Origin of the sequence: Nocardia sp. CC201C (genome assembly GCF_030010695.1) — a bacterium.
Classification (GTDB): Bacteria; Actinomycetota; Actinomycetes; order Mycobacteriales; family Mycobacteriaceae; genus Nocardia; species Nocardia otitidiscaviarum.
Map to the genome: position 1 here is coordinate 1 of NZ_JASCXP010000236.1, position 11,685 is coordinate 11,685.

Annotated in this window: 11 protein-coding genes; 6 read left to right on the forward strand and 5 right to left on the reverse strand. The window is 69.5% G+C overall.

Going from position 1 to position 11,685, the window contains the following annotated elements:
- Positions 1-554 (forward strand): CocE/NonD family hydrolase C-terminal non-catalytic domain-containing protein (locus QK444_RS22665; RefSeq protein WP_282783448.1); only part of this gene is annotated, 554 nt, incomplete at its 5' end.
- 57 nt (positions 555-611) lie between these two features.
- Entirely contained in the window at positions 612-1,355 is a 744-nt protein-coding gene (locus QK444_RS22670; RefSeq protein ID WP_282783450.1) for a TetR/AcrR family transcriptional regulator, read from the forward strand.
- A gap of 10 nt (positions 1,356-1,365) precedes the next feature.
- On the opposite strand, the gene QK444_RS22675 is transcribed toward QK444_RS22670, so the two are convergent.
- The 5 genes from QK444_RS22675 to QK444_RS22695 are packed head-to-tail and all read right to left on the reverse strand — an operon-like array spanning position 1,366 to position 6,721.
- Positions 1,366-2,433: a ferredoxin--NADP reductase gene (locus tag QK444_RS22675; protein ID WP_282783451.1), complete on the reverse strand. Its 1,068-nt coding sequence runs from the start codon at positions 2,431-2,433 to the stop codon at positions 1,366-1,368.
- Complete coding sequence (locus QK444_RS22680) at positions 2,430-3,368, reverse strand: SDR family NAD(P)-dependent oxidoreductase (RefSeq protein ID WP_282783453.1); 939 nt, start codon at positions 3,366-3,368, stop codon at positions 2,430-2,432. The genes QK444_RS22675 and QK444_RS22680 overlap by 4 nt, the downstream gene beginning before the upstream one ends.
- The gene (locus QK444_RS22685; RefSeq protein ID WP_282783455.1) at positions 3,365-4,915 is read right to left on the reverse strand and encodes an NAD(P)/FAD-dependent oxidoreductase; all 1,551 of its coding nucleotides are present in this window, start codon (positions 4,913-4,915) and stop codon (positions 3,365-3,367) included. Before QK444_RS22685 ends, QK444_RS22680 begins: the two co-directional genes overlap by 4 nt.
- Positions 4,916-4,942: 27 nt before the next feature.
- Complete coding sequence (locus QK444_RS22690) at positions 4,943-5,824, reverse strand: metal-dependent hydrolase (protein WP_282783457.1); 882 nt, start codon at positions 5,822-5,824, stop codon at positions 4,943-4,945.
- 51 nt (positions 5,825-5,875) lie between these two features.
- Entirely contained in the window at positions 5,876-6,721 is an 846-nt protein-coding gene (locus QK444_RS22695; protein WP_282783458.1) for a metal-dependent hydrolase, read from the reverse strand.
- Between the two features lie 422 nt (positions 6,722-7,143).
- Between QK444_RS22695 and QK444_RS22700 the strand changes: the two genes are divergently transcribed.
- The 4 genes from QK444_RS22700 to QK444_RS22715 form a co-directional block, all read left to right on the forward strand.
- Complete coding sequence (locus QK444_RS22700) at positions 7,144-7,476, forward strand: transglycosylase family protein (protein ID WP_282783459.1); 333 nt, start codon at positions 7,144-7,146, stop codon at positions 7,474-7,476.
- A gap of 179 nt (positions 7,477-7,655) precedes the next feature.
- Positions 7,656-9,362, forward strand: a complete 1,707-nt coding sequence (gene ilvD / locus QK444_RS22705; RefSeq protein WP_282783461.1) for a dihydroxy-acid dehydratase — start codon at positions 7,656-7,658, stop codon at positions 9,360-9,362.
- Positions 9,363-9,942: 580 nt separating this feature from the next.
- Positions 9,943-10,851: an SDR family oxidoreductase gene (locus tag QK444_RS22710; protein ID WP_282783463.1), complete on the forward strand. Its 909-nt coding sequence runs from the start codon at positions 9,943-9,945 to the stop codon at positions 10,849-10,851.
- Between the two features lie 21 nt (positions 10,852-10,872).
- On the forward strand, positions 10,873-11,685 hold an 813-nt coding region (locus QK444_RS22715; RefSeq protein ID WP_282783465.1), incomplete at its 3' end, for a glycerophosphodiester phosphodiesterase family protein.

Below are 11,685 nucleotides of genomic sequence, written 5' to 3' on the forward strand. Positions count from 1 at the left end.
CCTTCACCACCGGAGCGCTGCCCGAGGACCTGAGCCTCTACGGCCCCGGATCGGCGGACCTGTGGCTGAGTTCGTCCGCACCCGATACCGACGTGCAGATCACCGTGTCCGAGGTGCGGCCCGACGGGCAGGAGATGTACGTCCAACGCGGCTGGCTGCGGGCCTCGCAGCGCGCCCTCGACCCGTCTCGTTCCACCGAGTTGCGCCCCTGGGGCGACTTCACCGCCGCCGCGGCCGCCCCGCTGGTGCCGGGGGAGCCGACCCCGCTGCGCATCGAGATCCAGAAGTTCGCGCATGTCTTCCGTGCCGGTTCCAGCATTCGCGTCACCATCGACACCCCCGCGCCCACCGGCTACTGGGTCTTCGGCACCCTCCCCACGCCCGCGGACAACACCGTCTGGTTCGAGCCGGGACGACCGTCGAGCATCGTCGTCGGCCACACCCCGTATCCGCACGCCGAGCGGTTGCCCGACTGCGCGACCACGGCCCAGCAACCCTGCCGTGCGAATACCGTCCCGGTGCCCGAGGGGCCGGGACCGGCCGCGCCGTCCTGACCCGATCACCCACCGCACCGGCCTTCGCGTACCGGCGGTATCGCATATCATGACGTCATGTCGGCCGCCGAGAAGAGGCTCACCCGTGGGGCGAAACGCACCGCGGCGGCCGGATCCCGTCCGGACGCGCGCACCGAGCGGTGGCGCGAACATCGCGAACAGGTGCGCGCCGACTTCGTGGACGCCGCGCTGCGGGCGCTGGCCGAACACGGGCCCGACGTGAGCATGGACGATATCGCGCGCGCCGCGGGCTGCGCGAAACCCAAGCTGTACCGCCACTTCGAGGACAAGACCGACCTGTACCTGGCCATCCTGGACCGGGTGCAGAGCATGCTGTGGGACCGCTTCCTGGAGCGGGTGAACCTCATGGCCGACTCGGTCGCCGACCTGCTGCGGATCGGGATCACCGAATACGTGGCCGTGGTCGAGGAGAGCCCGGAGGTGTTCCGCTTCCTGGTGCACGGGCGCATGGCCCAGCAGGCCGAGCAGCCCGAGCGCGCGCTCGATGTGGCGCAGCGCTCGGCCCTGCGGGTGGCGCGGTTGGTGGAGGAACGGCTCTCGGGTCAGCAGGTGGACACCGGCAGCCTGGAACTGACCACCTACGCCATCTTCGGGGCGGTGGGTTCGGCCACCGAGTGGTACCTGGGCGTCAACCGCTCGCGCGCTCGGATCATGACCGCCGAACAGTTCGCCGAACATGTCAGCACCATCGCGGCGGCGGTGCTGGACGCGGTGGCCCGGCTCAACGAGGTGGCGGTGGATGTGCGCAAACCCCCGCATCTCGCCTTCGCCGCGAACTGACACGCGGGCGCTACCGGTCGAAGCTGACGTGGACGTCCGCCGATTCCGGCAGCGTCTGGCAGGCCAGCGTCAATCCCTGGGCGAGTTCCTCGTCGATGAGCGCCTCGTTGCGCACCATGCGGGTGCGCCCGCGCCGCACCGCGCAGACGCAGGTGCCGCACGCGGATTCCCGGCACACGTAGGGAGCGTCGATGCCGTTGTCCAGCAGCACATCCAGCAGCCGGGCGGTGCGCGGCCAGCCGAGGTGATGGGTGCGCCCGTCGATATCGACCTCCAGGGCGGCGCTGTCGTCGCCCGCCCCGGCGGCGGGAGATGGCAGCGCGGCGACGGTGAGATGCGTTGGGGGAGTGGGGTCCTCGAACGGATTCGCGGTGAGCGACCGATACTCCTCCAGATGGACCTGGGCCGCGGGTACCCGCACGGAGGCCGCCGCCGACCGCAGCACCGTGGTGAAGCCTTGCGGCCCGCAGATGTACCACTCCCGGCGGCGATGCCGCCGCAGCAGCTCACCCACCCGCCGGGCGTTCGGCAGCCCCCGTTCGGCTTCGATCCAATGCAGCACCCGCAGCCGCCGCGGATACCGGCGCTCCAGCCGCGCCAGTTCGGCCGCGAAGATCACCGATCGCCGATCCCGGTTCGCGTAGAACAGCACGATGTTGCCGCGCCCGGCCGCCAGCACCGATTTCGCGATCGACAGCAGCGGTGTGATCCCGCTGCCCCCGGCGGCGAGCAGCAGTTCCCCGTCCAGCCCGCGCGGCCCGAAGCTGCCACCCGGCTCCAGCACGGTGATGAGGTCCCCGGCCCGGGCCGTATCGCAGAGCAGATTCGACGCGTAGCCGCCCGCCGTGCGCTTCACCGTCACGGCGAGCCGATCGTCCACATGCGGACTGCTGCACAGCGAATAGCAGCGCGCCACCGATCCGGTACGTTCGCTGGGAACCCGCAGGGTGAGGAACTGCCCCGGCCGGTAAGTGAACCGACCGTGCAGCTGCGACGGCACGCTGAAGACCAGGGTGTGGGCATCGGTGGTCTCCCGCACCACCGCCGCGATCTCGAGGGTATGCGCGCGCCCGCTCACCGCCCCACCCCCGCGGGTGTCGGCGCTCTGTCGGCGGTGACCGCCTGCCGGTCGAAGCGTCGCATCGCCCAGCCCGCCAGCCGTTCCAGGCGCTCGGTCGAGAACGGTTGGGTCATGCGGCGATTGACACCGGGAGCGATCCGCATGAGGGCGTAGCCCAGCCACGCCTCCGGCCGCACCGGCACCACGGCGAGGTCGTAGCGCACCGACCGCTCCACCGCACGGGCCACCTGGTCCGGGCTCAGTGGCGAGAACGGCAGCCGCTCGGCCACCTCCTGCGCGTGCCGGGCGAGTTCCCTGCCCCGCTCGACGACGGCCGGATCGAGGCCCACCGTCACGGCGTGTGCACCGATGCCGGTATTGATGAATCCGGGGCAGATGGCACTCACGCCGATGCCCTTGGGGCCCAGCTCCAGTCGCAGACATTCGGTGAGCATCTTCACTCCGGCCTTGGACACCGAATAGGCCGACATGACCGGGGTCGGGGTGAAGGCGGCCGCCGAGGCGATATTGACGATATGCCCACGGTGCCCGCTGTCGACCCACTGCCGTCCGAACACCCGGCACCCGTGCACGACCCCGAGCAGATTGACCCCGAGCTGGGTGTCCCAGTCGGCGGGCGCCATATCCAGGAACGCCCCGCCGACCACCAGGCCCGCATTGTTGACCAGCACGTCGGCCAGCCCGTAGTCGGCCAGGACGTCGCGGGCGAACTCCTCCCACGCCCACGGGTCGGTGACGTCGAGGCGCGCGGCGCTGGCGTGCTGGCCCCGGGCGTGGATCATGGCCTCGGTGGCGCGGGCGCTGTCGAGGTCGATATCGGAGACCACCACGTGGGCTCCGCGCCGGGCGAAGCGCAGCGCCACCGCCCGGCCGATCCCGCTGCCCGCCCCGGTCACCACGACGAGTTCGGGACGGATGTCGTTGAGTTTCATGCCGACTCCTCCAGGATCCGGTGCGGCCGGGGCGTGCCGGCCGGGGTGCTGTACCGGTAGTCGTCGAGGTCGTAATGACGGTTCTGCCAGTACATCTCGCCGTGGGTGGACGGCCGGAACGGCGAATCTCCGTGACTATTGATGTAATACGTATTCGAACCGTGGCAGGCCGGGGTGAAGAGGAAATTCTTCTCCTGTCGCCGCAGACATACGGCGAAATATTCATCGTGCGCGGATCGACGTATTTCGCAGACGGTCTCACCGCGCCGTTTCGTTTCCGCGATGGCGCGACTCAGATGGGCGGCGGTGGCTTCGATCATCCAGATATACGAGCCGAGCACGAAACCGTATGGGCCGGTTATGGCGAACATATTGGGAAAGCCGGGTACCGATACCCCGTGATACGCCTGGAATCGATGTGTATCCCAGAAGTCGCCGAGGCTGAGCCGATCGCGACCGATCACCGGAAACGGCGGCACCGAATCCTTCTCCCACAGTTTGAATCCCGTGGCGCAGACGATGACATCCAAGTCGTGGCGGGTGCCGTCGGCGGTGACCACCCCATGCTCGTCGACCCGCTCTATCGCGTCGGTCACCAGGCGCACATCCGGTCGGTTGAAGGTGGCGAGGTAGTCGTTGGACATGGACGGCCGCTTGCAGCCCAGTCCGTAGCGGGGGATCAGCTGTTCGCGCACGCGCGGGTCGCGCACCTGCGACCGCATCCAGCGGCGTACCGGAATCTCGGCCAGCCGCCGTCCCGTGTCGGTGAGCCAGGCGGGGCCCACGACCATGCCGCCCATCCCGATCTCGGTGGCCAGGGTGCCGACCGCGCGAATGCCGGAGCGTAGCAATCGATTGCCCAGCACTGCCCGCCCCCACGGTCCCACGGCGGCGTCGGTCTTCGGGAACACCCAGATGGGGGTGCGCTGGAAGACGGTGAGGTGGTCCACCTCCGCGGCGATGGCGGGGACCAGTTGCAGCGCCGTCGCGCCGGTGCCGATCACGGCCACCCGCTTACCGGCCAGCGCCAGGTCGTGATCCCACAGGGCGGTATGCACCAGCGCGCCACCGAAGTCCTGCAACCCCGGGATATCGGGCATCTTCGGCCGCTCCAGGCCGCCCACCGCCATGACGACGAAACGTGCCGTGAGGGTGCGGTCGCCGTCGGTGCGCAGCCGCCACAGCCCGCCGTCCTCGTCGTACTCGGCTCCGGTGATGGTGGTGCCGAGCAGCAGCTTGCGGCGCAGCCCGTACTTGTCGACCATGCTGTCGGCATAGTCGCGCAACTCGTCGCCGGGGGCGAAGATGCGTGACCAGTCGCCGCGCTGCTCGTAGGAGAAGCTGTAGATGAAGGACGGAATGTCCACGGCCACACCGGGATAGGTGTTGGCATGCCAGGTGCCGCCGACCCGGTCCCACTTGTCCACGATCACGAAGTCGTGAATGCCCTTGCGTTGCAGTGCGATACCGGCTCCGATACCGCCGAATCCGGCGCCGACCACCACGACCTCGTGGTCGGCGCGCGGAATCTCCGGATGTGCGTTCATGATGGATCCTCTCCGGCGTTCGGTGGGTCAGCGGACCCGGTCGAGCAGCAGGCCGTCGTCGCCGAACAGCTCCCGCTGCCACTGCTGGACCAGGGGTTCGGTATCGAGGTCGTCGGGATGGAAGCCGGGCTTGAGGTACTCCCGGATCTCGGCGAGCAGCCCTTTGACCAGGGGGCCGCGCAGCACGCCGACGGCTTGGCGGGTGACCGTGACCGGCCGCCAGCCCTGCGGGTCGGTGAGGATGGACAGGCCCACCGCCAGCGCCATGAAGGGGATGATCCCCACATACGGGATGGTCATGACGCCGATCCGCACCGCCTCACCGCCGCCGGTGGCGCGGTAGACGTCGAAGGCGACCGACTTGTGCTCGAGCTCCTCCAGCGCATGCCAGTTCAGCAGATTCCGCACCTCCGGACTCGCGGTGGCGATCTCCTGGAGTTCCGGGCTGGTCAGCACGCGCCGTGCCAGCATGCTGGTGAAGTGCTCGGCCGCCGCGGTGGCCGCCAGGTGGACGTGGGCGGGCAGCAGCCGCTCGGCGCGGATCAGGGCTCGCTCCCGGCGGCTGCCCGGCGCGAAGTTCGGCACCCGGACCAGCACGTAGCCCATCCGGACCAACTGGTCGTTGAGCAGCCGATGCTGCTGTCCGTGCATGGCCTCCTGACCGATGAAGCCGGCGGCGCGCTTCTTGAGCGCCGGATCGTCGATCCGTCCGGACACCCGCCGCACCGAACGCACGAAGGAATCCTCACCGGGTGGGAAGGCCGCCGACAGCAGTGCCGTCAAATGGCTGAGCACGATATCGCCGTCGGCGAAATGCTTGCTCATGGGTTCGGGCTCGCCGAACCGGAATCGCATGCGGCGCACCGGGGGCGCACCGGTGGTGCGGGTGGGAAGCGTGGATCTGCTCATGATGAATCTCCGTTGATTCGCGGCGGTGTTCCGAGCGGTCCGCCGAGCCCGCTAGCGCAGGTGATCGCTGAGAACGCCGGTGTCGCCGAACAATTCGGCCCGCCAGCGATCCAGTAGTGCGGTGGTGTCGTTGTCGTCGGGATGGAAGCCCGGACGCAGGTACTGGGCGAGTTCGCGGCCCAGACCGCGCAGCAGCGGCCCGGTGAACAGCGTGTACGCCTCGCGGGCCAGCCGGGCCGGATGCGCTCGCGCGTAGTCGTCGCGGCGCAGCGACAGGATCAGGCCCACCGTGGTGAGCGGCAGGGTGAGCGCCAGCACGGTGGCCATGGTGGCGATGCGCATCCGTTCGCTGCCACCCACGGCCCGGTACACGTCGAAGGCGACCGATTTGTGCTCGATCTCCTCGACCGCGTGCCAGTTCAACAGGTTGCGCACCTCGGGGTCGCCCGCGAGCTCCTGGAGTTCGGGCCGGGTCAGCACCCGGGTGGCGAGCACGGTGGTGTAGTGCTCGGCCGCCGCGGTGCTCGCCAGATGTACCAGGTCGGGCAGGCGCTGCTCGATGCGGCGCAGGCGCTCGACAGCGGCGGGGGAGTCGTACCACTCGACGGGATAGCCCAGCTCGGCGAGCTTGCCGTTGAGCCGCCGGTGTTCCCGCCCGTGCATCGCTTCCTGGCCGATGAACCCGGCCACCCGCTTCTTCAGGGCTGGATCGGTGATGTGGTCGGCGAACTTGCGGACCGAGCGGATGAAGGACTCCTCGCCGGGTGGGAAGCCCGCCGAGAGACCCGCGATGAAGTGACTGAACACGATGTCGCCACCCGCGTAGTACTTCGACATCGGCTCCGGATCGCCGAAGCGGAACCTGATCCGCCTGGCCTGGGGATATGTGGTGGTCATGGCGCACCTCGTTGAGCGAGTACCGCCGGTATGCGGTACTGCCAGTACGATAGCGTCTGAGACGGCTGTTGGGAAGCCCTCCGCGGGTTGACCTCGAGATCGTTATCACCGCATTTCGGTGACCTCGAACACATTGTGGTTTATTAACTACGGGAATGTAATTAAGCGCGACCCGCGCGATCATCTGCATAAACGGAGATCAGGTTCGAGCGTCACGCAAGTCAAATGCGAGTTATCGGTCCGTGATCCATCGTGATTGTTCCGTTATGGTCGTCGACGGCTCGGGCGAAGGCTGAGTCGGACTCGAACCGCCGTACACCGGTAACCCCGTCCCGCGGTCGAGATTCACCAAGACATTCCCTGGGGACGGGGACCCGGTAGTGCGAATTCACCGGGCGGCTGGGCGCAGGCAGGAATATCACATGCTTCGGAACCGCAAGTTCACCCGTATCGCTGGTACCACCGCCGTGCTGGGCGCGCTCGCCGCTGTCCCGTTCGGTGTTTCGACTGCTACCGCCTCCGCCTACAGCGGCAACTGGGACGCCGTCGCGCAGTGTGAGAGCGGCGGCAACTGGTCGATCAACACCGGCAACGGCTACTACGGCGGCCTGCAGTTCAGCCAGAGCACCTGGCTCGCCAACGGCGGCAGCGGCTACGCCCACAACGCCAGCCGCGAGGAGCAGATCCGCGTGGCCGAGAACGTGCTCGCGACCCAGGGCATCGGCGCCTGGCCGGTCTGCGGCGCGTACTTCTGATCGGTCGGCCCCGCTTACGACCGGTCGGCACCAGCGCCGACCGGCAGCGTGGTGCCGATGGGCACGACACATCGACAGAGGTCCCGTTTCGCGCGGTGTGGCGCGGCGGGACCTTCGTCGTCGGCGCACCGGGGCGTGCTGGCGCGACTCGGCGGCCGCAGGGTGGATGATGGGGAACCGTGGCCGATCAGCAGAACACCCCGGACATCAAACCCCGCAGTCGCGACGTCACCGACGGGCTGGAACGGACCGCCGCCCGCGGCATGCTGCGTGCGGTGGGCATGGGCGACGACGACTGGGACAAACCCCAGATCGGCGTGGCGTCGTCCTGGAACGAGATCACGCCCTGCAACCTCTCCCTGGACCGTCTCGCCCGCGGCTGCAAGGACGGCGTCTTCGCCGGCGGCGGTTTCCCGATGCAGTTCGGCACCATCTCGGTCTCCGACGGCATCTCCATGGGCCATGAGGGCATGCACTTCTCCCTGGTGTCGCGCGAGGTGATCGCCGACAGCGTGGAGACCGTGATGCAGGCCGAACGACTCGACGGCTCGGTCCTGCTGGCGGGCTGCGACAAATCGCTGCCCGGCATGCTCATGGCCGCCGCGCGGCTGGACCTGGCCAGCGTCTTCCTCTACGCCGGATCGATCCTGCCCGGTATCGCGAAACTCTCCGACGGCAGCGAGCGCGAGGTCACCATCATCGACGCCTTCGAGGCGGTGGGCGCCTGCTCGCGCGGACTCATGAGCAGAGCCGACGTGGACGCCATCGAACGCGCCATCTGCCCCGGAGAGGGGGCATGCGGCGGCATGTACACCGCCAACACCATGGCGAGCGCCGCCGAGGCGCTCGGCATGTCGCTGCCCGGCAGCGCCGCCCCGCCCGCGACCGACCGCCGCCGCGACGGCTACGCGCGGCGCAGCGGCGAGGCCGTGGTGGATCTGATCCGGCGGGGCATCACCGCCCGCGACATCATGACCCGGGAAGCCTTCGAGAACGCCATCGCGGTGGTGATGGCGTTCGGTGGATCCACCAATGCGGTGCTGCATCTGCTCGCAATCGCGCACGAGGCGGATGTGGACCTCACCCTGGACGACTTCGCCCGGGTCGGGCGGCGGGTGCCGCATCTGGCCGACGTAAAACCCTTCGGCCGACATGTGATGACGGACGTGGACCGCATCGGCGGGGTGCCGGTCATGATGAAGGCGCTGCTGGACGCGGGGCTGCTGCACGGGGACTGCCTGACCGTCACCGGGAAGACGGTGGCGGAGAATCTGGCGGCCATCGCGCCGCCGGACCCGGACGGTAAGGTGGTGCGGGCCATGGGATCTCCGATCCATCCCACCGGCGGCATCACGATTCTGCGCGGATCGCTTGCCCCGGGCGGGGCGGTGGTCAAGTCGGCCGGGTTCGACTCCTCCGTATTCGAGGGCACCGCACGGGTTTTCGATCGGGAGCGGGCCGCCATGGACGCCCTCGAGGACGGCACCATCGCGGCGGGCGACGTGGTGGTGATCCGCTACGAGGGCCCCAAGGGTGGTCCGGGCATGCGGGAGATGCTGGCCATCACCGCGGCCATCAAGGGCGCGGGACTGGGCAAGGACGTTCTGCTGCTGACCGACGGGCGCTTCTCCGGCGGCACCACCGGGCTGTGCGTGGGCCACGTCGCTCCGGAGGCGGTGGACGGCGGGCCGATCGCCTTCGTGCGCGACGGCGACCGCATCCGGCTCGATGTGGCGGACGGCCGGCTCGACCTGCTCGTGGACGACGCCGAGCTGAGGCAGCGGGCACGGGGATGGGAGCCGCTGCCGCCTCGGTATACGCGTGGGGTGCTCGCGAAGTACGCGAAGCTGGTGGGCTCGGCGTCCAACGGGGCGGTGTGCGACTGACAGCCGACGGCCGATGCGGCAGCGCCGTTCGCGGCGTTGACCGGGCACCCGATCCCCGCGGATGCGCTCGTCGGCCGTGACGAGTTCGACCGGCCCCTCCGCCGGGCGCGGTCCATCGGCGGCGGCTCTCGGGGCCGCCGCGCACGGATGCTCCGGTACCGGCACGGTCACGGGCGCCGGAGGGGTGTCGGCGTATGTCATCCCGCCAGCGGGGTCGGCCAGGTACGGTGCTGTGCTCGGGATTGCCGCGCGCGGCGGGGGCGACCGGGCTCGGTGCTGTGTTCGGGATTCCCACGCGCGGGGGTGACCGGGTCCGGTGCTGTGCTCGGGATTCCCACGCGCCAGCCGTGCCCGTCGGCCGCGGCTCCGGGATGATCGTCGCGTTCGCGTACCCGGTCGGCGCGTCGGCGGCCGTTGTCGCCCGGGTGGTCCTGCCGCTGTCTCGGTCATCGGTCCTACCTGGTCATGGGGTGACCAGGACCGGGGGTCCTCGCCAGTTCGCGCCCTGCCGTCGGGATTCGGGCTGCCACACCATGGGGTGGCCGCCGGAGCCGGTGGCGGGAACGAGCTGGAGGTTGATATGAGTGCGGATGAGCAGCGGGGGACAGGGGTCAGTCGGCGGTCCATGCTGTACGGCTTGGCGGCGGCGGGTACCGGAGTGGCGGGGGTGGCGGGGGGCTGGGCCGCGGCCGATGCGACCGGGGAGCGGCCGGGACGCTTCGCCGGAAAAGTAGTTGCCATTACCGGGGCCACCTCGGGAATCGGGCGGGCGGCCGCCATCGCGTTCGCGCGCGAGGGTGCGCGTGTCGGTTTCTGCGGGCGGCGGACCGAGGAAGGGGCCAAGGTGGAGGCCGAGATTCGCGCGGCGGGCGGGGAGGCGCTGTACGTGCGCGCGGATGTGCGGGAGGCCGAGCAGGTCGAGAACTTCACCACCGCCGTGGTGGACCGGTACGGGGGGCTCGACATCGCATTCGACAATGCCGGAATCAACTGGTTCCGGCCGCTGCACGAGACCGATCCCGCCGAATGGGACGATATGCAGAACACCAATGTGCGCGGCGTCTATCTGGCGATGCGGTCGCAGATCCCGCATCTGCTGGCGCGCGGCGGCGGCGTCATCATCATCACCGGATCGCTGCACGAGGTGGCCACCCGACCGGGCGGATCGGCCTACGCCGCCACCAAGCGCGCGGTGCTGGCGCTGGCCCAGGCCGCGAGTATGGACTATGCGGCACAGGGGATTCGGATCAATGTGCTGGCACCCGGGGCGGTGGACACCCGCCTGTGGCGGGCGGTGCAGCCGACCGATCCGCAGCGGGACTGGGCCGCGTACAAGCGGGACTGGGCGCAGCGGAACCTGCCCGCGATCAAGCGCATCGGCGAGCCGGAGGACCTCGCCCGGGCGGCCCTCGCCCTCGCCTCCGACGATCTCGCCTATATGACCGGCACGTCGGTGCTGGTCGACGGCGGACTGACCACCTCCCTGTAACCCGAGCCGAGGAACGCCACCATGTACAGACATCTCCTGGCGCTGGTCACCGGCTTGGCGCTCGCCGCGACCGGAGCGCCGGCGGCCGCGCAGGACACGCCCCCGGCCACCGTCGCCCATCGCGGCGCGTCCGCGTACGCACCCGAGAACACCGTGGCGGCAACGCGATTGGCCGCCGAACAGGGTGCCACCATGGTCGAACTCGATGTGCGCCGCACCGCCGACGACCGGCTCGTGGTCATTCGCGACGACACCCTGGAACGCACCACCGATGCCGCCGCACGGTATCCGGACCGCGCGCCCTGGCGGGTGGCGGAGTTCACCCTGGCCGAGATCCGCACGCTGGACGCGGGCTCCTGGTTCGCGCCCGCCTATGCCGGTGAACCCGTTCCCGAACTCGGGGAGGTGCTGCGCACGCTCGGCGGCGGGCCCGCCGGACTACTGCTCGAAGTCAAACTCACCGACGCGAAAGACGGTGTTGCCGAACTCGTCTCGCGGGAGCTGCGGGCGGTGCCGGGCTGGACGGAAACGGCCCCGGATCGGCGGCGTCTCATGGTGCAGAGCCTGGACTGGGAATTCCTGCGCGAGTTCCGCGCACTGGAACCGGATATCCCGCTCGGCGGACTCAGCCAGCGTCGGCCCACGGCGAACGAACTGGATGCCCTCGCCGAACACAGTGGCATGGTGCACATCTCCGCCGACGATGTGGACGCCGACTATCTGGCACTGGCCCGCGCCCGCGGACTGGAGGTCTTCGCCTACGTGGTGAACGATACGCGGAATATGCGGCGGCTCATCGATGTCGGAGTGGGCGGCATCATGACCGATGTGCCC

Bases quoted from the DNA above. Each gene is read 5' to 3' on its own strand.
- QK444_RS22670 (WP_282783450.1), top strand. From the start codon at position 612: ATGTCGGCCGCCGAGAAGAGGCTCACCCGTGGGGCGAAACGCACCGCG.
- QK444_RS22680 (WP_282783453.1), bottom strand. From the start codon at position 3,368: ATGAAACTCAACGACATCCGTCCCGAACTCGTCGTGGTGACCGGGGCG.
- QK444_RS22685 (WP_282783455.1), bottom strand. From the start codon at position 4,915: ATGAACGCACATCCGGAGATTCCGCGCGCCGACCACGAGGTCGTGGTG.
- QK444_RS22690 (WP_282783457.1), bottom strand. From the start codon at position 5,824: ATGAGCAGATCCACGCTTCCCACCCGCACCACCGGTGCGCCCCCGGTG.
- QK444_RS22695 (WP_282783458.1), bottom strand. From the start codon at position 6,721: ATGACCACCACATATCCCCAGGCCAGGCGGATCAGGTTCCGCTTCGGC.
- QK444_RS22700 (WP_282783459.1), top strand. From the start codon at position 7,144: ATGCTTCGGAACCGCAAGTTCACCCGTATCGCTGGTACCACCGCCGTG.
- QK444_RS22710 (WP_282783463.1), top strand. From the start codon at position 9,943: ATGAGTGCGGATGAGCAGCGGGGGACAGGGGTCAGTCGGCGGTCCATG.